Genomic DNA, 23191 nt, shown 5'->3' with positions numbered 1-23191 from the left:
CTTCGCGGCGTCGGCGCCGTGGCCTTCCGTTATGGTTGCGAATGCGTGACACTGTTGCCGGTCAGTCACAAAAACGTGGCGGCCAACCGCCGGCCCAAGGCGTCGGCGGCGCGCCTTAAGTATTTGACAACACAAGGGAGAGCAGCGTGTCGAGCGGCAATATCGTGGAGCGCCTGCGGGCGATGGCGGCCAATCTCGACCAGTTCCGCCGCGACAAGGTCGAGGACGAACTCTCGGAAGCCGCCGACGTGATCGAGCGGCTGCGGGCGGAACTCGACCGCATGGACAATCTGCTGGAATCGGCACGGGCTGCCGCCGCACCGCCGCAGGGCTGACGCGCCGTCCGCGTCCGGCTCAGTCGGCGGCGGAGCGCGTCCAATCGGCGGATGTCACCCCCGGCAGGTGGCGCAGGCGGGCGACGGCGGCGTCGAGTTCCGCCACCCGCACCGAGGTGTTGACCAGCGTGGCCCGCAATTCGCTGCTGCCGTCGGGGCGGTCCTGCATTTCCACCTCTTCGACGGGAAACTTCGCCGCCTCCAGCACGGCCGAGACCTTGCTGCGCAGGTCGGCCGCGCGCGCCGCTGGCACGATGAGACTGACCCCATAGGTCGCCTCGGTCGATTCCTCATTGCGCGGCAGACGCTCCAGCGCCCCCACCAGCGGACGCAGCAGCGTGTTGCCGGCGAGCACGAACCCGGTCAGCAGCACCGACTGGGCGATGAGGTCGGCGCCCGCGCAGGCGCCCACCGCCGCCGAGCACCACAGGGTCGCCGCCGTGTTCAGTCCGCGAATATTGGTGCCTTCCTTCATGATGACGCCGGCGCCGAGAAAGCCGATGCCGGAGACGACATAGGCGACCACCCGCACCGCGCCTTCCGGCCCGGCGAGATGCATCGCCATGTCGACGAACTGGGCGGCGCCGAGCGCCACCAGCACATTGGTGCGCAGGCCGGCGGTACGCTGGCGGTATTGCCGCTCGGCGCCGATCAGCGTGCCCATGGCGAAGGCCACCACCAGGCTGATGATGGTCGAGAGGAAATCGCCCGGCTGGAACGATTCGATGAACGGCATGCCGATCCCCTGCCCTGCCGCCGCTGCGGCCCGGTCGTCCGGCCTCAGCCGGCGCGGCCGAGCCGGGTCAAAGCCTCACCGATCTTGGCGGCGCGCTCCGACGCCGCCTCGCGGCGCTCGCGCTGCTCCTCGATAACTTCCTCGGGTGCACGTTTGATGAAATCGGCATTGCCGAGCTTGGCATCGACCTTGGCAATGTCGTCCCGCGCCTTGGCCAGTTCCTTGGCGAGGCGCGCGGCTTCCGCGTCCATGTCGATGATGCCGACAAGCGGCAGCGCCGCCGTCTCGCCGCGCACCACGATCTGCACCGAGCCCGCCGGGGCTTCTGCCTCGAAGGTGATGCCAGACAGGCGGGCAAGGCGCGTCAGCGTGTCGAGCCACACCACCACCTGCGCCCGCACCTCTTCCGGCACGCCGACCAGCACCAGCGGAATCTGCGCCCCTGCCGGCACGTTCATCTCGGCGCGGACGGAGCGGATTTCGGTGATGAGGTCGACCAGCCAGCCGATTTCGGCCTCGGCCTCCGGGGCCTCCAGCCCCTGCAACGCCGGCCAATCGGCCAGCGTGAGCAGGCTGGCGCGCGGGGCGCCGGTCTCGGCCGTGCGCGCCCACAGTTCCTCGGTGAGGAAGGGCATGAACGGGTGCAGCAGCTTGAGGATTTCGTCGAGCACGAAGGCAGTGGTGGCCCGCGTCTCCTCCTTCCAGCCGCCATTGCCGTTGAACACGGGCTTGGCGAGTTCGAGATACCAGTCGCAGAAGATGTTCCAGACGAAGCGATAGGCCGCGCCGGCCGCTTCGTTGAACTTGTAGGCTTCCAGCGCCTGGGTGATCTCGGTTCCGGCCTTCTGCAGCTCGGAGAGAATCCAGCGGTTCAGCCGGGATTCGGCGTTGCGCGGCACGAAGGCGGGATCGCGCCCACAGCCATTCATCTCGGCGAAGCGGGCGGCGTTCCACAGCTTGGTCGCGAAATTGCGGTAGCCCTCGACGCGCGAGGTGGCGAGCTTGATGTCGCGCCCCTGCGCCGCCATCGCCGCGAGCGTGAAGCGCAGCGCGTCCGCACCGTACTTGCCCACGAGATCGAGCGGGTCGATGACGTTGCCCTTGGACTTCGACATCTTGGCGCCCTTCTCGTCACGGACGAGGGCATGGATGTACACATCCCGGAACGGCACGTCGGGCATGAAGTGCAGGCCCATCATAATCATCCGGGCGACCCAGAAGAAGATGATGTCGAAGCCGGTGATGAGCACCGTGGTCGGGTAGAAGCGCGCGACCTCCGCCGTCTCGTCCGGCCAGCCGAGCGTGGAGAACGGCCATAGGGCGGAGGAGAACCAGGTGTCGAGCACGTCCTCGTCGCGGGTGATCAGCGCCGCGCGCTTTTCCGGATCGGCGGCCAGCTCCTGCGCCTCGGCATCGGTGATGATGCCGTTCTGCACGCAATGGGCGAGCGCGGCGGCGACGGCGGCTTCTTCCGTCTCCTCGACGAAGACCGAGCCGTCCGGACCGTACCAGGCCGGGATCTGGTGGCCCCACCACAGCTGGCGCGACACGCACCAGGGCTGGATGTTCTCCAGCCACTCGAAATAGGTCTTCTCCCAGTTCTTCGGCACGAAGTTCGTCCGCCCCTCGCGCACGGCGGCCAGCGCCGGCTGGGCGAGGGTGTGGGCGTCGACATACCACTGGTCGGTCAGCCACGGCTCGATGACGACATTGGAACGGTCGCCATGCGGCACCATGTGCGTGTGCGGCTCGATGCGGTCGAGCACGCCGCGCTCTTCCAGCAGCGCGACGATCGCCTTGCGCGCGGCCTCGCGCGACAGCCCGTCGAGCGCCAGCGCGGCGTCAAGCTCGGCGCCCGGCGCGGTCCCGGCGAGGAAATCCTCATTTCCGGCCAGCGTGATGCGCGCCTCGGCGTCGAGCACGTTGATCATCGGCAGGCTGTGCCGGCGGCCGACCTCGAAATCGTTGAAGTCGTGCGCCGGGGTGATCTTCACCGCGCCGGTGCCCTTGGTCGGGTCGGAATACTCGTCCGCCACGATGGGGATCAGGCGGCCGACCAGCGGCAGGCGCACCTTGGCCCCCGCGGCGACGAGGCCCTGATAGCGCGGGTCTTCCGGATGCACCGCGACCGCCGTGTCGCCCAGCATGGTCTCGGGGCGGGTGGTCGCGACGACGATATAGTCGCGCGTCTCGAACTCGTAGGGCTGGTTGTTCTCGTCAAAAGCGATGGGGTGCTGATAGGTCACGCCATCGGCCAAGGGGTAGCGCAGGTGCCAGAGATGGCCCTTCACCTCCACCTGCAGCACTTCGAGATCTGAAATGGCGGACTGGAACTTCGGGTCCCAGTTCACCAGCCGCTTGTCCTTGTAGATCAGCCCATCCTTGTAGAGCCGCACGAACACCTTGAGGACGGCGCGCGAGAGGCCCTCATCCATGGTGAAGCGTTCGCGCGACCAATCGCAGGAGGCGCCCAGCTTCTTCAGTTGGTTGATGATGGTGCCGCCAGATTCTTCCTTCCACGCCCAGATGCGTTCGACGAAGGCGGCGCGGCCCATGTCGCGGCGGCCGGGCAGCTGGCGCTCGGCGAGCTGGCGTTCCACCACCATCTGGGTGGCGATGCCGGCGTGGTCGGTGCCGACCTGCCAGAGCACGTCCTTGCCGCGCATGCGCTCGAAGCGGCAGAGAATGTCCTGCAGCGTGTTATTGAGCGCGTGCCCCATATGGAGCGAGCCGGTGACGTTGGGCGGGGGGATGACGATGCAACAGGGCTCGGCCCCTGCCCGCTCCGGACGCCCGGCCTTGAAGGCGCCCGCCTCCACCCAGCCCTGGTAGATGCGGTCTTCGACGGCGGCGGGATCGAACCTGTTGTCGAGCATGTTGGCTCCGGCACCTCAATTGAACAGGCGCGAGAGAAAGCGGAGCGGATGCCTCAAGTCAACTCGCGAGAGGCAATGCGCGATGCAAAGCCCGGAATCGGGCCGATTGTGCCCGGCCTATTGCCCGTGACGGGCGACGCGCTCGATCTCCGCCCGCACCAGCCGCTCGACCAGCGCCGGCAGGTTCTCGTCCAGCCATTCCTTGAGCATCGGCCGCAGCGCGTCGGTGACGAGGTCGTCGATCGAACGCGGCGGCAGGCTGCTCATGGTGCGCTGCAGGGAGCTGAAGGCGGCGGACACCGCGCTGCTCGCCGGCCCCGATACCAGACGCTCGCGCACGGCCTCCGCGGTTTCCGTCGAAGGCGCCGGCCGGCTACCGGTGACCGGGCGGGCTTCCGCCGGCCGGCTTTCCGCCGGCGAAGCCTCGCTGCGCCGGGCCTCGGCCCCGCTGCTTTCGACAACGCGCGGCTCGGAAGGGCGAGGCTCATAAGACCGGCCCTCGAAGGCGCGCCCCTCATAAGCACGCGGCTCGTAGGAGCGGGGCTCCTGGGCACGGACTTCTGGGAGACGGGTCTCCAGCGGGCGAGGCTCGGCGGCGCGCGGTGCGGGTGGCTCGTTCACTGGCGCAGCGTTGCGGGGCCGCGCGTCACGGGCCGGCTCCACGGAGGCCGGCTCGGCAGGTGTGGCAGGCGCCGGCATCGGCAATTCGCTCGGCTCGGCCACCGGCTGCGACGCGACGACCGTCGCCGCAGGCTCAGCCGCCGGGGTGGCGGGCGCCGCTGTCTTCGCTTCAGGCTCGGCGGTGAAGGCCACCGGGCTCGACGGAGCAGCCGAAGACGGCCCCACCGCAGTCGGCGCCACGGTCACCGGCGCCGGCGCCTCAGCGGCGACGGAGGGTGCCGGCACATAAGAGGCCCGCACCGGCTCCACCCTGGCGGGCGTGGAAAAGACGGGCTTCACTTCGGGGGCGCGCGCGGCCGGCGGAGCCGCTCGCTCCGGCGGGGCCACCGGCTCGGCGAGCGCCACATTCGCCAGTTCGGCCTGAACCGCCTGCTCCACCAGCGCAAGATCGAGCAGCGCCGCCGCCAGCGGCTTGTCGAGATCGCTGTCCAGCGGCGCCGGCGGCTTGACCATTGAGGGGCGGGAATAGGAAGGACGCAGGGGCGGCAGCGCGCCCATGCTGGCGGCGGCGGACGCCGCCACGGCAGGGGGCGACGCCGGCCGGGGCGCCGCGGGTGCGACCGCCGCGCGCGATTCCGCCGCCGGCACCGGGCCACGCGGCTCGACCAGACGCGGCTCGCTACGCGGGCGCACCTCGGGCAAGGGCCGGAGATCGGGCATGGGCCGCGAATCGGGAAACAGCCGTGGCTCGGTACGGCGCGGCTCAGGCGGGCGGTTCTCGCTCGCCACCGGCGCGGGGGCCGGCACGTCCAGCGCCCGGGCAGCGGAACCGCCGGAATAGACCGCCCCTGCCGGCGCGCGGCTCACAACGGAGGGCGGCGAGAAGGGTGTAGCGGCCAGCGCAGCGGCAGCAACGGTCACCGGACGCGACGCAAAGGGATCGGCGGCAGGCGCCCGCCCGCGCGGGGCATAATCCACCGGGCTTTCGACCCGCTCGCGAAACGGGGGCGGCGCATAGGACAGGGTTTCCGCATCGGCCGGGGCCGCCTGCGGGCGCGGCGGAACGGGAGCGGCGGGGCGCGGCGCGGCCTCACGGGTCGGCGAAGCCGCACGGGCGGGGGGCGCCTCGCGCCCGGAACGCGACGCCTCATTGCGCGCGGTCGCCGGCTCGCCGGCCACCTCGTCGGAAATGATGCGGCGGATGGAGGCCAGGATCTCCTCCATCGACGGCTCACTGCCTCTCGCATTCGGCATGCGCTGTTTTCCGATCCCGGGGCTGAGGCGCTCGGCCGAAGCGCACGTTTCAACCCGTTAACACTTCATGAAGTCTGGACCGCCGGGGGCGGCACGCCAAGATGCAACCCGAGAGGATGAACAAGGTTCGCAATCTAAGGTTAACGGCGTTCGCGGCCACTGCAAGCCGCCTCTCGCCTTGATCACCGCCGAGGCGGCCGGTGAAGGCCCTCGGCGGCGGCTTAGGCCATTACTGCCCGCCGGGAGTGCGCACGCCGATCCAGGCGTCGCGGACCTGATCGTAGTGGATCTGCGGGTTGTAGACCGGAACCTTGAGGCCGAGCGTGGTGGCGCTGAGACGGCCCGACGCCGAGAGCACGGCGTAGGAGGCGACCACGCGGTCACGCTGGGCGATGACGAGGCTGGCGCGGGCGTTGAACAGCGCCGTCTGCGCGTTCAGCACGTCGAGCGTGGTGCGCTGACCGACACGCCATTCCTCACGCACGCCGCGCAGCGCGATCTCGTTGGCCGCAACCGAAGCCTGCGCCGATTCGATGGCCGCCTTCGCCGCTTCCAGCGAGCCCCAGTACTGCACCGCATTGGCGCGCACCTGCTCGCGGTTCACGTCCACTTCGATCCGCAGCTGGCCGAGCGTTTCCTTGGCCTGCCGGATCGTCGCGTACTCGCCACCACCTTGGTAGATCGGCACGGTGAGGTTCAGCGTCGCCGAGGCCGAGGTCTGGCGCTCGATATTCAGCGTGCTGTTATAGTCGGACGAGGCCGCGCCATTGAGGGTGAGCGTCGGCGACAGGGCCGCCTCGGCCACCTTCACATTCGACACGCCGGCATCGACGGCGAACTCGGCCGACTTCACCGCCGGGTGGCTGGTGATCCCGGATTCGACGGCGGCTTTCTCGCTCTTGGGCAGCAGGCGATCGATCGGCCGGCCGGGGCTCAGCTTGGTCGGGCGCAGGCCAATCACCTGGTAGAACACGGCATTGGCCGTGTTGAGGTTCGATTCGGCGAGCGCGAGTTCACTCTGCGCATTGGCGACGCTGGCTTCCGCCTGGGCGACGTCGGTGCGGGTGATCTCGCCGACCGAGAAGCGGTCGCGCGCGGCGCGAAGCTCTTCCTTCAGCGCTTCGAGATTCTGCTTCTGCAGTTCCACCAGCGCCGCGTTCTGCAGCACATTCATATAAGCGGTGGCGGCATCGAGCAGCACGAGTTGCTCGGTGTTGCGCAGCAATTCACGCTGACCGCGCACCTGCGATTCGGCGCTGCGCACCGAATTGGCGGTCTTCAGGCCATTATAGATGGTCTGGCTGATGGTGATGCCGACGCCGGTGGGATAGGTCTTGGCGACGGAGAGCGAACCCGTCCCCGTCGTCACGCTGCCGGGATCGACCCGGGTCTCGGCCCATTGCGCTCCGGCATAGGCAGTGCCGAAGATCTGGGGGCGATAGCCGGACAGGGCGATCGGCACATACTCGTCGGTCGCGCGGGTGGCGGCGCGCTGCGAGTTCAATGTGGGATTGTTGCGATAGGCCGCCACAAGCGCCTGATCGAGGGTCTGAGCCGTTGCCGGCACCGAAATGCCAACGACAAACGCGACCGCCGCCCACGCGACGACCTTACCCCCGGTAGCCGACAGCCACATGTCCAACCTCTGCGAACGCTAATCTGATGGGAATCACCTGCCCCCGGGCGACTCTCTCACTCTGTTACTGACGTGAACGCAGGATAGGTGCTCGAAGATGGACTGTGAACCGCTCGGTTTGGTGCGGCGAACGATTTCGTCGCACACGCGGCAGATGAGCCACAGGGGTACTAAAAACCGTTAGAACACAAAGCCTGGGCGCGCCTCGAAGCCCGGCAGGGTCGGCACGGCGGCGTCGAACACCACGCGCGAGCCGATGCCGCCAGAGGTATGGGTGTAGACCGTTGCCCGCCCGGCGCGCCCGCGCCCGACGACGGCGACGAGACGTCCACCGGGCTTCAGCTGAGCGAGCAGCGATTCGGGCGCCGCATCGACGCCGCCATTGACCAGGATCACGTCATAGGGCGCCTCGCCGGGCCAGCCAGCGGCCATCGGCCCCTGCACATAGGCGGCATTGAGCAGGCCGAGTTCGACGAGCAGCGACGAGCCCCGCGCGGCGAGTTCGGCATCCTCCTCCAGCGCCACCACCTGACCCGCGAGCTTGGCCAGCACCGCGGTGGAATAGCCGCTCGCCGCACCGACATCGAGCACCAGCGCGTCCGGGCCGATCTCAGCCGCCTGCAGCAGCTTGGCCAGCACCATCGGCTCCATCAGGTAGCGCGCCGGCGCGCCTTCCTTCACCAGCACGTCGTCATCGATATAGGCGAAGTTGCGCAGGCTGGCCGGAACAAAGCGCTCGCGCGGCGTCTCCAGCATGGCGGCGACGATGCGCAGGTCGGTGACGTCGTTGGCACGCACCTGGGCGTCCACCATGGCGCGGCGCAGTTCGGCGAAATCGATCATTCGGCGACAACCTCGAAAGCAGACAGGCAAGGCCGCGCGCGGATCGCGCGACGGGCGCGCACCCAGGAGGCGCGAGCGAACGGCGTCAGAATTGCGGCAGCGGCGCCCTCATTGCAAGCCTTCTCGGCGCGCAGCCTCGAAGATTTCCAGCCTGGCATGCCAGCGCGCAGCCACGTCGCACTCACGGCCCGCACTTAGAGGCCCGCATCACCCCTGCGGGCGCCGGGGACGCGCGTGATGGCGCGGCGGAATGCCGCTTCAGGGGGCTGGACGGCCCTTCCTCCCGGCACTTGCCCGCATCGATCATCCCCATCTTCCGCTGCCTCGCGCGTTGCTCATCGGCCCGAGCTCTGTTATGAGCCGCGCCGGCCCTGTCAGGCGCCTTATGGGTAGCCTGGGTCGGGCCACGTGGCGGAGTGGTTACGCAGCGGACTGCAAATCCGTGCACCCCGGTTCGATTCCGGGCGTGGCCTCCAGTTCACGCACCCGCCGCCGGCGTTGAAAAAAGCGCCGGCGGCGGGTGTCGTCACCGCCTTATCGGCCGCCGGCCCAGCCGCCGTCATGGGTTTGACAACAAGCCATGATCGTCGTTGATGATCCGCGCTCCGTCGCAGGAGAGGCGGAGCGAAGGGCGACGCCCGATCCGGCCGGGCCCGTGCAGAGGATTCTCGACGATGCTGCCTCCGAAGATGGCAAATGCGTTCCGCAACATTATCAGCGCGGAGACGCGTGACACGGTCAGCCGGCTGTTCCTTCAGGACGGGCGGCGCCACTGGAAGGGGTACGCCATCTCCTTCCTCTTCATGGGCATCATGGCCGGCACGACCTCCGGCCTCGCCTATCTCATGGGCGACGTGATCAACCGCATCTTCGTCGAGCAGAATTCCAACGCGATTTGGATTCTCTCCGGAGCCGTCGTCGCGCTGTCGGTCATCAAGGGATTTTCCGCCTATGGGCAGGCGGTGGCGCTGGCCAAGGTCGGCAATCGCATCGTCGCCGACAACCAGAAGCGCGTGCTCGACCGCCTGCTGATGCAGGACGTGACCTATTTCTCGGGCAGCCACACCGCCGAAATCATGATGCGGTTCAACACCGGCGCGCAGGCCGCGCGCAACGTGCTGAACCTCATCATCACCAGCCTCGGGCGCGACCTGCTCTCGGTCATCGGCCTCACATTGGTGATGATCCTCCAGGATCCGTTCATGGCGATGATCGGCTTCGTGGTGATGCCGATCGCGATCGGTGGCGTGCGGTCGCTGATCCGCAAGGTGCAGAAGATCTTCAGTCGCGAATTCCACAGCGCGATCCAGATCATGACGGAGTCGATCGACGCCTTCCAGGGCATCCGCACCATCAAGTCCTTCACGCTTGAGGGCGTGCAGCGCGAGCGGATCTTCGAGCGCATCGACAAGATGGAGAAGGCCTCGAACCGCATGATGCGGGCGCAGTCGCAGTCCGGCCCGCTGATGGAAGCGCTCGGCGGCGTCGCCATTGGCCTCGTCGTCATGTATGCCGGCTGGGGCGTTCTGCATGGCGGGCGCACGCCGGGCGAGTTCTTCTCCGTCATCACCGCGCTGCTGCTTTGCTACGAGCCGGCCAAGCGTCTTGCCCGCCTCAACATCGATCTCACCACCCATCTCATGGGCGCGCGGATGCTGTTCGCCATCCTCGACCGGCCGGCGACGGAAGCCGACGCGCCGGGCACGCCGGAGCTCGCGATCAAGGGCGGCGGCGTCGTGTTCGACGAGGTGGTGTTCAGCTATCGCGAGGGCGAGCCGGTGCTGCGCGGGCTCAGCTTCGTTGCCGAACCCGGCCAGACCACCGCGCTGGTCGGCCCCTCGGGTGGCGGCAAGAGCACGGTGATGAACCTCATAGAGCGCTTTTACGAGGTCGAATCCGGCGTCATCACCATTGACGGCCAGAACATCGACAGCGTGACGCGCCACTCGTTGCGCAAATCCATCGGCTTCGTAAGCCAGGACGTGTTCCTGTTCACGGGCACGGTGCGCGAGAACATCGCGGCTGGCCGCCCTGGCGCCACCGACGAAGAGATCATCGCCGCCGCCCGCTCGGCGCACGCGCATGACTTCATCATGGGATTCGAGGGCGGCTATGACAGCCGCGTCGGCGAGCGCGGCACGCAGCTCTCGGGTGGCCAGCGCCAGCGCATCGCCATCGCCCGCGCCTTCCTCAAGGACGCGCCAATTCTGCTGCTCGACGAGGCCACCGCCGCGCTCGACAGCGAATCCGAGGCCGAAGTGCAGAAGGCGCTCAACGAATTGCAGCGCAACCGCACCACTCTGGTCATCGCCCACCGCCTGCAGACGGTGATCAACGCCGACAAGATTTGCGTGATCGAGAAGGGCCGCGTGGTCGAAAGCGGGCGCCATGACGAGCTCGTGACCAAGCGTGGACGCTACTTCACCTTCCATCAGCTGCAGTTCGCCGGGCAGCAGGAACGCCTCAGCGCCTGAGGATATCCACATGCTGCGGGATGGGAGGGGTTCACAAACCCATCCCGCATTGCTATATCGCCGGCCTCCGAGACGCCACGGCGTCCCCGGTCCCTGATAGCTCAGTTGGTAGAGCGTTCGACTGTTAATCGAATGGTCGCAGGTTCGAGTCCTGCTCAGGGAGCCATCTCTTTTCTCCAAGCCTCTGCCCGAAGCCGTTGCGCTCTTGCAGCTTGGTGTTCTTCCCGAACTCGGCTTCCAATGCGAGCGTGACCACCAGGGCTCGTGCGCCGGTCAGCCCCGCCCCCGGCCACGTACCGCTCCTTGGAATGGCACGACGCCGACGACGCGACGCCGGTGCTTGCCTGCCGACGGGTGGCCTGTATTTCCCGGGCCTGCGGAACTTTCCCGTTCACCAATTGTTAACGAATGTTGCAACGGGAGACTGCCCCATGCTCGCGCGCAAATTCGACGTGGATTCGTCCAGCATCGCCTTCGACCGGCAGCGCGGTCATCTCGCGATGACCCTGCGCCCGCTGATTCCCGCCTATGACGAAGCCGCCGCCCTCGCCCATGGCTGGGGCGTGATGGCCGGGTGCCCCGATGTCCGCCGGCTTGTGGTCAACCTTGAGCTCGATGCACGGCCCGCTCCGCTGCGGCACATGGCCTGAAGCGGAACCCGCTCCGCCGCCGCGCGTTTATCCATCTCCCATCAGGAGTGAATCATGGCCACGTCCACCGAACTTGCCGCCCTCTCCAAGGACCTTGAAACGCTGCGCCGCGATGTCGCGAAACTCGCCGGCTCGCTGGCCAGCCAGGGTGGCGCCAGCGTGAGCCGCTATGCCCGCGAATATGCCCGCCGGGGTGCCTCGCGGGCGGGAGCCGCGCTCGACTATGCCGCCGATGGCAGCGCGGATTTGCTTGAAGAGGCCAGCGAGCGGGCGCGCCACGCCGCTGACGAGGTCGCCGCGCAGGTGCGCCGTCATCCCGCCATCGCCTTTGCCGGTCTGCTCACCATCGGCTTTGTCGCCTATCTGATCTCCGGCCGCCGCTGAGGCGCTGGGATATCCGTGTGGCGGCCTCGGCAGCCACACGGGCGGCCCCTACCGGCGCCGGCCAAGCGTCCCGCGCTGAACCTCCCGCAGGGTCCGTCGCCTGACCCACCGCAGCGCGCAAGCCTGCCACAAGCCTCCCCCGGCACATGTTCGCACGCTTCCAATAGAGGAGCGCCGCAGGCCTCAGGCTCCGCCCTGGGCCTCACAGACGCCGGGGTGCCGCATGACGCTTAACTGGAAACTCAAGGCAGCGACCGCCGCCGCAATCCTCATCGGCGGCGGGCTGCTTTTGCGCGGCGAGGATACGGCGATGAAAGCGCAATTGACCTGCGAGCGCCATATCGAAGCGACGACGACCCACGATTTGAGCGACGACGAGGTCGCCTCGATGCGGGTCCATGGCGACGCCACGAATGGCAAGGTCCAGGGCGCCTTTTTCCGTGCGGGTGTCCTGCGCTATGCCGTCTGCGAATTCGAGAATGGTCAGCCCAAGCGCGTCAGCGTCGATGGCAGTGCATGGCCCGACGTCGATCAATCGTCCATCCGCCGGCTGAACGTCTCCCATGCCCCGCATGGCGCCACAGATGATTCCACCGCCTCGCCGAGCCCCGCGCCGGCGCCGCACGGCTAAGGCCATCCAGAGCCGTTCCGTGACCTTGGTTCACGAAACGGCTTTCACTGTCCGACGAGACGCAATTCCTATCGCAAAGCCGCTACGCACTTTGCGGAAACTGCGTCAGCGCTTGCGGTCGCCGCGATCGCCCTCGCCGGGCTTGGCGTCGTTCTCGGCCTGCTTGCGCTGATCCTGGCTCAGCGAGCGGCCGACATCGACGGATTCCTTGAACCGCCCCGCTTCGTCGCGGCGGACATAACGCTTGTCGGTCCCGGTATCGATCAGTTCGCGCTTCGTCATCTCACATCTCCCTGCGAGGCGGCACGCGCCGCTCTGCAGGGCCAACGGACGAATCGGCACGCGGGTTCCGCGCCAGCTCGACGCGGCATCAACAGATGCGCGGCAGTTGGTCGCCGACCAGCATGTCGACGATGCGCTCGCCGCCAAAGCGGGTCTCCATCACCACCCGGCCGGGCCGCGTATCGGTGATACGCCCGATGGCGACGGCACCACTCCCGAGCGGATGCGCCCGCAGCGCCTGCAAGGCGGCTTCCGCCTGTTCGGGCGGCACCACGGCGACGATCTTGCCCTCATTGGCGAGATAGAGCGGATCGAGCCCGAGGATCTCGCAGAAGCCCTGCACATCTGCGCGGATCGGCGTGTCGCGCTCGCGCAGCCGCACGCCGACACCGCTCGCCGCCGCCAGTTCGTTGAGCACGGCGGCGACCCCGCCCCGCGTGGCGTCGCGCATCATCCGCACGCCGGGTGCGGCGTCGATGAGCCGATCGATCAGCTCATGCAGCGCGGCGCAGTCGCTGGCGATGTCGGTCTCAAGCGCCAGATCGCCGCGCGCATTCAGGATCGCCGCGCCATGGTCGCCCAGCTGGCCGTTTACCAGCACGACATCGCCCGGCCGGGCGCGCGAAATGCCGACCTCGACCCCGGTGCGGACCACGCCGATGCCTGTCGTGGTGATGAACAGCTTGTCGCAGGCACCGCGGGCCACGACCTTGGTGTCGCCGGTGACGATCGGCACGCCCGCCGCCCCGGCGGTCTCGGCCATGGAGCGCGCCACCGCACGCAGCGTGTCGAGCGCCAAACCCTCCTCGATGATGACGGCGCAGGACAGCGCCACCGGCCGCGCCCCGCCGACCGCGAGATCGTTGATCGTGCCGCAGACTGCGAGCTTGCCGATATCCCCGCCGGGAAAGAACAGCGGGTCGACGACGAAGCCGTCGGTGGTGAAGGCGAGCCGGTCGCCCTGCGCCATCAACGCGGCGAGATCGAAGCGGGCCTGATCCTCCGGAGCGCCTTTCGTGCCCTTGAACGTGTCGATGAACACCTCGTCGATGAGGTCGCGCATGGCGCTGCCGCCACCGCCATGGGCGAGGGTGATCGCCTTCGGCAATTGGCGCCGGGGGGGCGCGAGGACGGGAATGGGCGGGTTCATGCCGCGCCCTCCAGCCGAGACGGACGCAGCCCGCCATATTGATAATAGGCCGCGCAGGCCCCCTCGGACGACACCATGAGCGCTCCCAGCGGCATTTCCGGCGTGCAGCCGGTGCCGAACACCGGGCAGGCCCAGGGCTTCATCTGCCCGGTCAGCACCTCGCCGCAGCGGCAGGCGGCGGGATCGGGCACCTGCACCTCCTTCACGGCAAACCGCCGTTCGGCGTCGAAGCCGGCATAGGCCTCGCGCAGCCGCACGCCGGAATGGGCGATGGAGCCGAGGCCACGCCACTCGAAGGTCGGCCGCAGCTCATACACCTCTTCCACCGCCCCCATGGCGCGCGGATTGCCGGCATCCGGCACGACGCGGGCATATTGGTTCTCGATCGCGGCGCGCCCCTCCTCCAGCTGGCGCAGCACCATCAGCAGGGACTGCAGCAGGTCGATCGGCTCGAAGCCGGCGACCACCATGGGCTTGGCGAACTCCTCGGCGATGAAGCGATAGGGCTCGGTGCCGATGACCATCGAGACGTGCCCCGGCCCGATGAAGCCGTCTATGCCGAGATCGGGCATCTCCAGCAGCGCCCGCAGCGTCGGGATGATGGTGATGTGGTTGCAGAAGAGCGAGAAATTGGCGATGCCCTCGCGCGCCGCCCGCAGCACGGTGAGCGCGGTGGACGGCATGGTGGTCTCGAAGCCGAGCCCGAAGAACACCACCTCGCGCTCCGGGTTGCGCCGGGCCAGCGCCAGAGCGTCCAGCGGCGAATAAACCATGCGCACATCGGCGCCGTCCGCCTTGGCGGCGAGCAGGCTCTTGCGCGAGCCCGGCACGCGCATGGCGTCGCCGAAGGTGGCGAAGATCACTTCCGGCCGTTCGGCGATGGCCACACAATCATCGACCCGCCCCATGGGCAGAACGCAGACCGGGCATCCGGGGCCGTGGACGAACTCGATGATGTCGGGCAGCAGCCCTTCCAGCCCGTAGCGGAAGATGGCGTGGGTGTGCCCGCCGCACACTTCCATGATGGCGAAGGGCCGGTCGCGCCCGCGTTCCAGCCGCGCCGCCAGCGTTTCGATCTCGCGGATCAGGCCGCGCGCCAGAGCGGGATCGCGAAATTCATCGACATAGCGCATCACGCAACTCCGCTCACGAGGCCAAGGGCGCGGGGGATGGGTGGAAAGGCTCGACGCTGCCGGTACGCATCGCCTCGATCTCCCCTTCCGCCTCGCCGATCTCGGTCAGCACCTTCAGCGTGGCGGCGGCCTCTTCCTCGTCGATCACGCTCATGGCGAAACCGACATGCACCAGCACCCAGGCGCCGATCAGTTCAGCCAGCGGACGGCCGGGTTCGGCGACGCAGACGACATCGACGGTGCGGCGCACGCCGGACACATCGACGCTGGCGAGCATGGCCTCTTCATCGACAAGGGCGACGATGCGGCCGGGAATGCCGAGACACATGGCGTTTTCTCCTCAATGGCTGCGGCCGAACGTGCCGTCGCGGGCGATTCCGTAGCGGTCGAGCTTGGCCCGCAGGCCGACGCGGGACAGGCCGAGTTCCTCCGCCGCGCGGCTCTTGTTCCAGCGGCAGCGCAGCAGCGTTTCCATCAGGATCAGCGCTTCCATGCGCTCGATGCGGTCCTTGAGCGGGCCGGTATCCTTGACCGCGAGATCAGCCGCCGTCGCGTTGGCGCTGGAGGCGGCGGCCCCGCGCAGCACATGCGGCGACAGCAGGTCCGCCCCCAGCGGGCCGCCTCCGGCCAGCACCAGCATGCGGGTGAGTTCGTTCTGCAATTCCCGCACATTGCCCGGCCAGTCATAGGCCTCGATGCAGGCCAGCGCTTCCTCGGTGAAGCCCTGGGTGCGCTTGCCATGGGCGCTGGACAGGCTGTCGAGGATGCGCGGCGCCAGCACGCGCAGATCGCCCCGGCGCTCGCGCAGCGGCGGCAGGGTCAGCACCATGGCGGCGAGGCGGTAATAGAGGTCCTCACGAAAGCGGCCGGCCTTCACCTCGCCGGCAAGGTCGCGATGGGTGGCGGCGAGGATGCGCACATCCACCCGCCGCGTCTCGTTGGAGCCGACGGGGCGGATTTCGCCTTCCTGCAGGAAGCGCAGCAGCTTGACCTGGAAGGCCGGCGACACGTCGCCGATCTCATCCAGCAGGATGGTGCCGCCATCGGCCTGGTCGAGCAGGCCGATGCGCGTTGTGTAGGCCCCGGTGAAGGAGCCCTTCTTGTGGCCGAACAATTCGGATTCCAGCAACTCGTCCGGGATCGCCCCGCAATTGACGGCGAAGAACGGGCGCTCGGAACGCAGGCTGGCATAGTGGATGGCGCGGGCGAGCAATTCCTTGCCCGTGCCGGTCTCGCCCAGCACCAGCACCGGTATGTCGAAGGCGGCGACCTGCGCCGCGCGCCGGCAGACCTCATTCAGCGGGCTGGCGGGGGTGCGCACCAGCGCATCGAAATGGAAATTGCGCAGCACCCGCTCATGCTGCTCGGCAAAGCGCACCTCGGCGGCGGGCGCGGCGAGTTTAAGTTCGAGCGACAGCCGGTCGTGTTCGCGCTGGAGATGGTAGAGCCGCGCCGCCCCCTGCGCGGCCAGCAGAAGCTGGTCCGGGTGCCAGGGCTTGGTGATGAACTGATAGATGCCGGCCTCGTTGATGGCGCCGATCATGTCCTGCGGGTCGGTGTAGCCGGTGACGATGATGCGCACCACATCCGGCCAGCGCCGGCGCACCTCGGTGAGAAGGTCGACGCCCGAACGCCCGGGCATGCGCTGGTCGCAGAACACGACCTGCACCCACTCATTCTCCAGAACCTCGAGCGCTCGCGTGGCGTCCAGCGCCGTGAACACCTCGAATTCCTCGCCGAGCACGCGGGCGATCACCTCGACCGAACGTGGCTCGTCATCGACGATGAGGATGCCGGGTCGGGTCTGGCTCACGGCAGTGCCTCCGCCGCCGTGCGCAGCGCCCGCGCCCTGCCCTCCGCTTCCGCTGCCAGTTCGGCCAGACGCTGGCGCCGGAGCTCACCCAGCCAGCCGAGCCACGCCGCGAGGCCACCGGGCGACTTGGCATTCACATGCAGGATCGACGCGACCGGATTGATGCGCTGGATGTTACGCTCGATGGCGTCCACATCGACATCGAGATGGGGCAACAGGTCGGTCTTGGTGAGCAGGACGAGATCGGCGGTCTGGAAGATATCCGGGTATTTCAGCGGCTTGTCCTCGCCTTCCGTCACCGAGAGCAGCGTCACGCGCTTGTCCTCGCCGAGATCGAAGGCGGCGGGGCAGACGAGATTGCCGACATTCTCGATGAACAGCAGCCCGCCCGGCGGCAGCGGCAGTTCCTCCAGCGCATGGCCGACCATATGCGCGTCGAGATGACAGCCCTTGCCGGTGTTGATCTGCACGGCGGGGGTGCCGGTGGCGCGGATGCGCTCGGCGTCGTTGGCGGTCTGCTGGTCGCCCTCGATCACCGCCGCGGGCACCCGTGCGCCCAAAGCCCGCAGCGTCTCGACCAGCAGCGTGGTCTTGCCGGCGCCGGGACCGGCGAGAAGATTGAGCGAGACGATGCCGCCGGCCTTCAGCCGCGCGCGGTTTCCCGCCGCGAAAGCGTCGTTCTTGGCGAGGATGCCGCGCTCGATCTCTACCAGCCGGTTTTCCGCTGGGGCGGCGTGGCGATGGTCGTGGTCGTGGTCGTGATGGTGGTCATGCCCGTGCCCGTGACCGTGATGGTGGTCATGCCCATGCCCGCGCGCCTCGCCATGGGCGCCTGAAATGGTGACGTCGTCCGATCCGCAGCCGCAAGTCACGCACATCACACCACCTCCAGGTCCTTGATACGCATCTCGGTGCCACCATTGGGCCGCAGCTTCTCGCCGCCACATTGGGGGCATGGGGAAAGCCGGTCGGCGAGCGCCACCGTATCGGAGCAGTCGAAGCACCAGGCGGTGCCGGGCTCGTCGAGAATGTCGAGTTGGGCCGCTTCCGCCAGCGAGCCGCGCATCACCACATCGAAGCCGAAGCGCAGCGCCTCGACCTCGACCCCGGCAAAGGGACCGACCACCAGCCGCACCTTCGTCACCTTGGCGAAGCCATGGGTGCGGGCGGCGTCCTTCAGCGAGTCCAAGAGGCTTTCACACAGCGCCATCTCATGCATGGGCGACCTCCCTCGGCTCCATCCGCAGCGTCACCGGCACACAGGGATTGACGCAGGAGACCACCAGACGGGCCAGCATCGGCGTCTGCCCGCTCATCGGCAAGGCCGCGAGCATGCGCGACAGCAATCCGCCGGGCGCGAGATTCCACGCGCTGGGGGACAGCACGCGATAATCCGCGACAAGACCGCCGACGACACGCGCGCGATGCGCCAGCAGGCCGCGCGCGGCACGGGCGAGGCCGATGCCGGGAGGCCCGAGGACCGGAGCGTCCGGCGCTCCGTCGAGACAGGAGAGGAGATCCAGCAGCCGGGCCAGCAGGCGCAGGAACAGGCTCGCCCCTTCGCGCGCGTGCAGATCGCGCAACAGCGGCGCGGCGCGCCAGGGGTCGGCGGCGGTGGTCTCGCGCAGACTACCCGGTTCCCCGGCATCCAGCGCGGCGGCGATGTCGGCCGCATCGGGCATGGCGAGTTCCGCCCGTCCCCAGGCGGGGTCGAGCGTGGCGCGGACCTCGGCCAGCAGGCGGGAGGCAGGGCTGCGGCCGGCCGCCAGCCAGTGTTCCATCGCCTTTATCGAACCGCCGGCAAGGTCGATATCGCCGCCCAGCAGGGCATCGCGCAGCCGGCGCATCGCGTCCTCCGAGCCGGTCGCCAGCCCGGCCAGCGCCGCGCGGTCGGGAGCATAGCCCAACAATGACGGCCAGTCGCACAGCAGGGCGACCGCATGGTCGCGCGCCCGCTCCCGCCGGGCGGCGCGCGCGGCGGAGGCGTCCACCGGCAGGCCGAGCGCCGCCCGCGCCGCCTGCGCATGGGCGCCGGCGCAGAGGTTGAACACGCGCGGCATCAGCGCCGCGACTTCTTCCGCGCGGCGGCCGATGGCCCAGCCGGTGCCGGGCCCCCCGCCCGTCGGCGTCAGGCGCCAGCGCGGCGCGCCCGCTGCGCTGTCGAGCGCTATGGCGAGCGCGCCGATCATGCGCCGGTTCCCTCGCCGGCAGTGGGGGCGGAGGCGAGGCCCGCGCCGAAGATCAGCGCCCGGCGGGTCGGCACGGCGGGCACTTTCGCGGCCTCAGCGGGGCTCGCCTCCTCGTCGCTCACGTTCCTGCCTGCGGCCCGCGCCGCCTCGGCATCGACGGCTTCCTGTCGCGCCCGGCGGATCTCGTCGGAGCGGTCGCCCTCCTCGCGATTGGCCGGGTCGAACAGGGCGGCGAGCGCGGCACGCGCCGTCTCGGTGGCCTGCAGCATGGAGGTGAAATCGAACATGGGCGAAAACAGCGAGCACGCCTTGTAAGGGCCGGTCTCGGGGCGGTTGGCGCCGACGAATTCATACTCGCCGGAGGGAAAGGCGATGATCTCCTTCGCTCCCGGCACCAGTCCCGACCAATCCTCGTCCGGTCCCGGCACCAGCACGAGGTTCATGAACCAGGGCGTGACCAGCATGCCAAGCACGCGGGGCCCGTGCGGACGAAAGCCGATGGCCTTCACCTCCAGCGTTTCGTTAAGCAGCGGCACGCCGCGCATCTGGCCGATATGGATTTCCCGGAACGCTGCCTCCAAGCGCGCGGGAATGGTGGCCGCCAGCGCGGTGAGGCGTGGATCGGCGCCCGGCGCCGCGGTCGCCGGCGCGCGCAGGGGTGCCTCCCCATCGGTGTCGATCACCATGAACTGGTCGCGGGCGCCGTCGCATTTCGGGCAACGCCATTCCTCCGGCAGCGCCGCGAAGGGCGTGCCGGCCGGCACCTGCCAATAATCGCAGCCCACGGCCGGATCATAGACATGCCAGCATATCTTGCATTCCAGCACGGCGTTCGGCGCCAGCCGGGCAGCGTCGCCGAGGAAGGAACCTTCAAAGCGCTTGGTGAGCATCGAACGGCTCCTAGCGGATCGCGGCGAGGATGTCGGCCAGCCGCTCGGCTGAGTCGGCCATGTCCTCCGGCGCGGCGCAGGCGACCTCGGGCACATCCGTCACCTCGATCGTGTCGAGGATCAGCGTGTCGGCGGAATTGTAGTAGCGCACCCGCCACACGCCCGCTGTGGCGGTGGCGTCGATGCGGCAATTGCCATAGCCGCGCGAGAGGATGGTGATGCCGCCGCGCCCCAGCCCCACCTCGATCAGAGCGAGGTCTTCCGGCGTGTGCGGCAGCAGGCTGAGATTGATCACATGCGGCAGGCCGCCGGGGCGACGCTCGCGGCTCTTATGCACGATTTCGGTGAGAATGGCGGGGGCGTTGACCACGCCGGGACGCGGCCGCGCGACATAATCGAGGTCCACCGGCCATTCGCGCGGAAAGGCCCGCACCAGCGCCCCGCGCGGGAAGGCCGCAATGTCGATACGCTCGCGCGTGACCGGCGCCGCGCCGGGCGTCGTCACGGTCGCCCGCAGCCGCCACACGCCGGCGCAGCTGGCTTCCTGTATCTCGATCCGCTCGCCCGGCACCTCGACCACGATGGCGACCTCGCCCTCGCCCAGCGTCTCGTCGACCAGCGCCCGGTTCTCCGCATCCAGCGCGTCGAGAGCGACGGTGGTGGAGCCGTTCGGCGTCCATTGCGCCAGCGCGGCGCGGATCGCCTCCAGCGTCGCCAGCGCGGGGGCGAAGCGGGCGGGATCCTCGACTTCGGGCAGATGCGCCTCATAGATGCGCATGCCGGAGGGCATGGCGAGATAGGCGAGGCCGTCGGCCTCCTCGCCTGGCTGGCTGCCGGCGCCGTAGCCGATGGGGGGAACCGTCGCGAAGGGAATGGACGACATGGCGGGCCTCAATGGCTGGCGGCGGAACGGGCAAGGACGGCGGAGAGGCGTTCGAGGAACTCGTCCCAGTCGCGCATGCGCGAGAGCGAGCCGAGCGGCCGCCCGCCGCGCAGCACGACGATAGCCGGCAAAGCGATGCCGCCGAGCTGCTCGCGCAGCTGCTTCTCATAGGCCGGCCCGGCCACCGCTCCGCCCATGGTAGTGGAGGCACCGAGCGCGCCGACCAGTTCCGGCAGCACCACGGCGATATCGGGCGTCTCCATATGCGCCTTGCCGTGTGCTGGCAGGAACAGCAGGCTGTCGCCCGCCGGCAGCGTGGCGGCGGCCTCCGCCTCGCTGTCGAGATAGGGATAGCCGAGCGCGGTGGTCAGGCGGGCCACGAGCGGGTGGAGCGTGTCGGGGGTCATGAATGCGGCTCCGGACGGGAAGCGACGGGCGGGGCGAGATGGGCCGGCAGGGTCGGTTCGCGGCCGACGAGATCGGCAAAGGCGTGGTCGATGGCCGCCGCGTCGCCGCTCAGGGCAGCCGCGACGGCGTCGAGCGCCTGCGCGATCAGGCGCGCCTCCTCGGCGTCGAGCAGGCGGCGGCCGGTGCCGAGAAAGGTCAGCACATGGTCGCCCGGGCGCGCCTCCGGCAGCAGCGACACGTCGATGAGTTCAATCTCCTCGCCACGCCGACACCGGGCCGCATGGCCGTCGACGCTGAGGATTTGCATGGGGATGCCGAGGCACATGCAGCGGCTCCTAGCGCCAGCCGGCGAGGACGCGCGCATCGCCGATGCGACAGGCATCCTCGGCGGCCGGGCGGCCAGCCTCATAGGCCTCGCGGCTGATGGCGGGCGGGGTGAAGCCCTCCACGGACCGGCGCGGCGGCAATGTCACGCCGAATTCGTCGGCGAGGAGGCCCAGCACCACGGTCAGCGCCGGCTCGACCTGCGCGGCAATGGCGGGAGTGAGCCCGCCGCCATAATCGTCAAGCCGTTCCGGCTGCACGCCGACCAGCCGCAGTCGCGACGGGGCGCAGCCACGCAGCTGCAGCAGTGCAAGCACCTCCTGGAAGCCGGTCTGATGCAGGCTCACCTTGCGCGCCCCGAGCACCGCCGGCACCTCGTCGTCGCGCAGCTGCTTCAGCGTCGCCGGCGGCAGGCCATAGTCGATGGCGTCGACGATAATGACCGCATCCGCCTCTTCCAGATAAGGCAGCAGGTAAAGACCCTGCGTGCCGCCATCGAGCGCGGTGACGTGCTCCGGCAGCTCGTAGCGCGCCTGCAATTCCTCGATGACGCGGACGCCGAAGCCCTCATCCGCCCACAAGATGTTGCCGATGCCGAGTATGAGAATGCGTTCGTCGGCCATAAGCGACGTCTCCTCGAGCGGTGTTCCATTCCCTAAGGCGCGAGCGGTCTGATCGCCGCTCTTTTGAATCTGTCTCAATTCAAACCGCGTGCCACTCGGCGGCGCATCCATTAAGTCGTTGGCGATCTTATCGAAATCTGCGGACGTGCAATTCGACACGAGTGAAGACTGGAAGGAATGTTTCCAGTATTGGCCCGAAATGAAAATTTGGCATCCAGGCAAAAAGAAGGGCGCAGCCGAGGCCGCGCCCTCAAAGCCGGCCTGTCCCCGCAGGCCGCATTCCGGGAAGGACCGGAATCTCAGTTGGGATCGTCATCCTTGAAGGTGCGCACACCCGAGACCATCGTGGAGACGATGGACTGGCGGGACATGATGTCCTCGCGGATCGCCGCATAGACGTGGATGATGATGAACAGCAGGATCGCCCACATGCCGAGACGGTGCCAGGTGTGCACGTCGAGGCTGCCGCCGAGCAGCGGGATGACCCAGCCGAACACATGGTCCTGCCAGCTGCCCGGCCCTGCCCCCTCGGAATAGAGGGCGAAGCCGGTGACGATCATGAACACCGAGCCCACGCCGATGGCCCAGAACATGGCGAACTGCGCCAGCGGGTTGTGGCCGACATATTTCTTCGGCTTGGCTTCGAGGAAGAAGTACCACCGCGCCTCCTCGAACAGGCCGCGCCAATAGGCCCGGCTCCAGAACGGCAGAATGAACAGCTGCCGCGCGTGGTGATTGCCGACGAAGGCCCAATAGATGCGGAACAGGAAGCCGACGGCGAAGATGTAGCCGGCGGAGAAGTGCAGGAAGCGGATGGTGCCCATCACGTAGTGCTGGCTCGCCTCGCCCGACAGCGTCGGGAGCGGCTGGCCGATGAGATAGCCGGTCAGCGCGAGCACGCTGATCGCCGCCGCATTGGTCCAGTGCCAGAGGCGCACCGGCGCCTCATAGACATAGACGGCGCTCACCCGGCCGACCGGCTCGCCGTCGATGGTGGCGGGCACGGGAGACGTGGCGTGGAGGGAAGCGGGGTCGATGCTGGTCATCGCCGCCTCC

Annotated in this window: 24 protein-coding genes and 2 tRNA genes; 7 read left to right on the top strand and 19 right to left on the bottom strand. The window is 68.6% G+C overall.

Annotation, left to right across the window (positions count from 1 at the left end; genetic code table 11):
* Positions 1-146 precede the first annotated feature (146 nt).
* Positions 147-335: a hypothetical protein gene (locus ACP2AH_RS19895; RefSeq protein WP_425107389.1), complete on the top strand. Its 189-nt coding sequence runs from the start codon at positions 147-149 to the stop codon at positions 333-335.
* A 19-nt stretch (positions 336-354) separates the two neighbouring features.
* Here ACP2AH_RS19895 and ACP2AH_RS19890 read toward each other — a convergent pair whose 3' ends face one another.
* The 5 genes from ACP2AH_RS19890 to ACP2AH_RS19870 all read right to left on the bottom strand — a co-directional run bounded on the left by ACP2AH_RS19890 (position 355) and on the right by ACP2AH_RS19870 (position 8301).
* Positions 355-1071 (bottom strand): MgtC/SapB family protein, encoded by a 717-nt coding sequence (locus tag ACP2AH_RS19890; protein ID WP_425107388.1) that lies wholly within the window; start codon positions 1069-1071, stop codon positions 355-357.
* A 44-nt stretch (positions 1072-1115) separates the two neighbouring features.
* Positions 1116-3947 (bottom strand): valine--tRNA ligase, encoded by a 2832-nt coding sequence (locus ACP2AH_RS19885; protein ID WP_425107387.1) that lies wholly within the window; start codon positions 3945-3947, stop codon positions 1116-1118.
* Positions 3948-4064: 117 nt separating this feature from the next.
* Positions 4065-5792: a DUF2497 domain-containing protein gene (locus tag ACP2AH_RS19880; protein WP_425107386.1), complete on the bottom strand. Its 1728-nt coding sequence runs from the start codon at positions 5790-5792 to the stop codon at positions 4065-4067.
* 259 nt (positions 5793-6051) lie between these two features.
* Complete coding sequence (locus tag ACP2AH_RS19875) at positions 6052-7458, bottom strand: TolC family outer membrane protein (protein ID WP_425107385.1); 1407 nt, start codon at positions 7456-7458, stop codon at positions 6052-6054.
* Positions 7459-7638: 180 nt separating this feature from the next.
* On the bottom strand, positions 7639-8301 hold the full coding sequence (locus ACP2AH_RS19870; protein WP_425107384.1) for a protein-L-isoaspartate O-methyltransferase family protein: 663 nt from the start codon (positions 8299-8301) through the stop codon (positions 7639-7641).
* Between the two features lie 402 nt (positions 8302-8703).
* On the opposite strand from ACP2AH_RS19870, the gene ACP2AH_RS19865 reads away from it, so the two are divergent.
* The 6 genes from ACP2AH_RS19865 (at position 8704) to ACP2AH_RS19840 (ending at position 12440) form a co-directional block, all read left to right on the top strand.
* Positions 8704-8777, top strand: a tRNA-Cys gene (locus ACP2AH_RS19865).
* A 198-nt stretch (positions 8778-8975) separates the two neighbouring features.
* A complete protein-coding gene (locus ACP2AH_RS19860; RefSeq protein WP_425107383.1) occupies positions 8976-10775 on the top strand; it encodes an ABC transporter ATP-binding protein in 1800 nt (599 codons plus the stop codon).
* 90 nt (positions 10776-10865) lie between these two features.
* Positions 10866-10941, top strand: a tRNA-Asn gene (locus tag ACP2AH_RS19855).
* 265 nt (positions 10942-11206) lie between these two features.
* Entirely contained in the window at positions 11207-11425 is a 219-nt protein-coding gene (locus ACP2AH_RS19850; RefSeq protein ID WP_425107382.1) for a hypothetical protein, read from the top strand.
* Between the two features lie 54 nt (positions 11426-11479).
* Positions 11480-11809, top strand: coding sequence for a hypothetical protein (locus ACP2AH_RS19845; protein ID WP_425107381.1), 330 nt, complete (start codon positions 11480-11482; stop codon positions 11807-11809).
* A gap of 223 nt (positions 11810-12032) precedes the next feature.
* Positions 12033-12440: a hypothetical protein gene (locus ACP2AH_RS19840; RefSeq protein ID WP_425107380.1), complete on the top strand. Its 408-nt coding sequence runs from the start codon at positions 12033-12035 to the stop codon at positions 12438-12440.
* Positions 12441-12545: 105 nt separating this feature from the next.
* Here the strand turns inward: ACP2AH_RS19840 and ACP2AH_RS19835 are convergent, their stop codons facing one another.
* The 14 genes from ACP2AH_RS19835 to cybH form a co-directional block, all read right to left on the bottom strand.
* Complete coding sequence (locus tag ACP2AH_RS19835) at positions 12546-12722, bottom strand: hypothetical protein (RefSeq protein ID WP_425107379.1); 177 nt, start codon at positions 12720-12722, stop codon at positions 12546-12548.
* 88 nt (positions 12723-12810) lie between these two features.
* Positions 12811-13872 (bottom strand): hydrogenase expression/formation protein HypE, encoded by a 1062-nt coding sequence (hypE, locus tag ACP2AH_RS19830; RefSeq protein WP_425107378.1) that lies wholly within the window; start codon positions 13870-13872, stop codon positions 12811-12813.
* A complete protein-coding gene (gene hypD, locus ACP2AH_RS19825; protein WP_425107377.1) occupies positions 13869-15005 on the bottom strand; it encodes a hydrogenase formation protein HypD in 1137 nt (378 codons plus the stop codon). The genes hypE and hypD overlap by 4 nt, the downstream gene beginning before the upstream one ends.
* 13 nt (positions 15006-15018) lie before the next feature.
* Entirely contained in the window at positions 15019-15333 is a 315-nt protein-coding gene (gene hypC / locus ACP2AH_RS19820) for a HypC/HybG/HupF family hydrogenase formation chaperone (RefSeq protein WP_425107376.1), read from the bottom strand.
* Positions 15334-15345: 12 nt separating this feature from the next.
* Positions 15346-16818, bottom strand: a complete 1473-nt coding sequence (locus ACP2AH_RS19815) for a sigma-54-dependent transcriptional regulator (protein ID WP_425107375.1) — start codon at positions 16816-16818, stop codon at positions 15346-15348.
* The gene (gene hypB, locus ACP2AH_RS19810) at positions 16815-17696 is read right to left on the bottom strand and encodes a hydrogenase nickel incorporation protein HypB (RefSeq protein ID WP_425107374.1); all 882 of its coding nucleotides are present in this window, start codon (positions 17694-17696) and stop codon (positions 16815-16817) included. The genes ACP2AH_RS19815 and hypB overlap by 4 nt, the downstream gene beginning before the upstream one ends.
* On the bottom strand, positions 17696-18037 hold the full coding sequence (gene hypA / locus ACP2AH_RS19805) for a hydrogenase maturation nickel metallochaperone HypA (protein WP_425107373.1): 342 nt from the start codon (positions 18035-18037) through the stop codon (positions 17696-17698). The genes hypB and hypA overlap by 1 nt, the downstream gene beginning before the upstream one ends.
* On the bottom strand, positions 18030-19007 hold the full coding sequence (locus tag ACP2AH_RS19800; RefSeq protein ID WP_425107372.1) for a hypothetical protein: 978 nt from the start codon (positions 19005-19007) through the stop codon (positions 18030-18032). Before ACP2AH_RS19800 ends, hypA begins: the two co-directional genes overlap by 8 nt.
* Positions 19004-19897, bottom strand: a complete 894-nt coding sequence (gene hybE, locus ACP2AH_RS19795; protein WP_425107371.1) for a [NiFe]-hydrogenase assembly chaperone HybE — start codon at positions 19895-19897, stop codon at positions 19004-19006. The genes ACP2AH_RS19800 and hybE overlap by 4 nt, the downstream gene beginning before the upstream one ends.
* 10 nt (positions 19898-19907) lie before the next feature.
* On the bottom strand, positions 19908-20780 hold the full coding sequence (locus ACP2AH_RS19790) for a hydrogenase expression/formation protein (protein WP_425107370.1): 873 nt from the start codon (positions 20778-20780) through the stop codon (positions 19908-19910).
* A gap of 8 nt (positions 20781-20788) precedes the next feature.
* Positions 20789-21187 (bottom strand): hydrogenase, encoded by a 399-nt coding sequence (locus ACP2AH_RS19785; RefSeq protein WP_425107369.1) that lies wholly within the window; start codon positions 21185-21187, stop codon positions 20789-20791.
* On the bottom strand, positions 21184-21513 hold the full coding sequence (locus ACP2AH_RS19780; protein ID WP_425107368.1) for a HypC/HybG/HupF family hydrogenase formation chaperone: 330 nt from the start codon (positions 21511-21513) through the stop codon (positions 21184-21186). Before ACP2AH_RS19780 ends, ACP2AH_RS19785 begins: the two co-directional genes overlap by 4 nt.
* Positions 21514-21523: 10 nt before the next feature.
* Positions 21524-22135, bottom strand: a complete 612-nt coding sequence (locus ACP2AH_RS19775; protein ID WP_425107367.1) for a HyaD/HybD family hydrogenase maturation endopeptidase — start codon at positions 22133-22135, stop codon at positions 21524-21526.
* A 299-nt stretch (positions 22136-22434) separates the two neighbouring features.
* A complete protein-coding gene (gene cybH / locus ACP2AH_RS19770) occupies positions 22435-23181 on the bottom strand; it encodes a Ni/Fe-hydrogenase, b-type cytochrome subunit (RefSeq protein WP_425107366.1) in 747 nt (248 codons plus the stop codon).
* Between the last annotated feature and the right edge of the window lie 10 nt (positions 23182-23191).

Origin of the sequence: Ancylobacter sp., assembly GCF_965249975.1 — a bacterium.
GTDB lineage: Bacteria > Pseudomonadota > Alphaproteobacteria > Rhizobiales > Xanthobacteraceae > Ancylobacter.
This window is presented reverse-complemented; position numbering and strand designations above follow the sequence as displayed.

Coding starts and splice junctions, on each gene's coding strand:
- hypD (WP_425107377.1), bottom strand. CDS start 15,005: ATGCGCTATGTCGATGAATTTCGCGATCCCGCTCTGGCGCGCGGCCTG.
- ACP2AH_RS19875 (WP_425107385.1), bottom strand. CDS start 7,458: ATGTGGCTGTCGGCTACCGGGGGTAAGGTCGTCGCGTGGGCGGCGGTC.
- ACP2AH_RS19840 (WP_425107380.1), top strand. CDS start 12,033: ATGACGCTTAACTGGAAACTCAAGGCAGCGACCGCCGCCGCAATCCTC.
- ACP2AH_RS19880 (WP_425107386.1), bottom strand. CDS start 5,792: ATGGAGGAGATCCTGGCCTCCATCCGCCGCATCATTTCCGACGAGGTG.
- ACP2AH_RS19845 (WP_425107381.1), top strand. CDS start 11,480: ATGGCCACGTCCACCGAACTTGCCGCCCTCTCCAAGGACCTTGAAACG.
- ACP2AH_RS19870 (WP_425107384.1), bottom strand. CDS start 8,301: ATGATCGATTTCGCCGAACTGCGCCGCGCCATGGTGGACGCCCAGGTG.
- hypA (WP_425107373.1), bottom strand. CDS start 18,037: ATGCATGAGATGGCGCTGTGTGAAAGCCTCTTGGACTCGCTGAAGGAC.
- ACP2AH_RS19885 (WP_425107387.1), bottom strand. CDS start 3,947: ATGCTCGACAACAGGTTCGATCCCGCCGCCGTCGAAGACCGCATCTAC.
- hypE (WP_425107378.1), bottom strand. CDS start 13,872: ATGAACCCGCCCATTCCCGTCCTCGCGCCCCCCCGGCGCCAATTGCCG.
- hypC (WP_425107376.1), bottom strand. CDS start 15,333: ATGTGTCTCGGCATTCCCGGCCGCATCGTCGCCCTTGTCGATGAAGAG.
- hybE (WP_425107371.1), bottom strand. CDS start 19,897: ATGCTCACCAAGCGCTTTGAAGGTTCCTTCCTCGGCGACGCTGCCCGG.
- ACP2AH_RS19790 (WP_425107370.1), bottom strand. CDS start 20,780: ATGTCGTCCATTCCCTTCGCGACGGTTCCCCCCATCGGCTACGGCGCC.
- ACP2AH_RS19835 (WP_425107379.1), bottom strand. CDS start 12,722: ATGACGAAGCGCGAACTGATCGATACCGGGACCGACAAGCGTTATGTC.
- hypB (WP_425107374.1), bottom strand. CDS start 17,696: ATGTGCGTGACTTGCGGCTGCGGATCGGACGACGTCACCATTTCAGGC.
- ACP2AH_RS19800 (WP_425107372.1), bottom strand. CDS start 19,007: ATGATCGGCGCGCTCGCCATAGCGCTCGACAGCGCAGCGGGCGCGCCG.
- ACP2AH_RS19850 (WP_425107382.1), top strand. CDS start 11,207: ATGCTCGCGCGCAAATTCGACGTGGATTCGTCCAGCATCGCCTTCGAC.
- ACP2AH_RS19785 (WP_425107369.1), bottom strand. CDS start 21,187: ATGACCCCCGACACGCTCCACCCGCTCGTGGCCCGCCTGACCACCGCG.
- ACP2AH_RS19775 (WP_425107367.1), bottom strand. CDS start 22,135: ATGGCCGACGAACGCATTCTCATACTCGGCATCGGCAACATCTTGTGG.
- ACP2AH_RS19780 (WP_425107368.1), bottom strand. CDS start 21,513: ATGTGCCTCGGCATCCCCATGCAAATCCTCAGCGTCGACGGCCATGCG.
- ACP2AH_RS19860 (WP_425107383.1), top strand. CDS start 8,976: ATGCTGCCTCCGAAGATGGCAAATGCGTTCCGCAACATTATCAGCGCG.
- cybH (WP_425107366.1), bottom strand. CDS start 23,181: ATGACCAGCATCGACCCCGCTTCCCTCCACGCCACGTCTCCCGTGCCC.
- ACP2AH_RS19890 (WP_425107388.1), bottom strand. CDS start 1,071: ATGCCGTTCATCGAATCGTTCCAGCCGGGCGATTTCCTCTCGACCATC.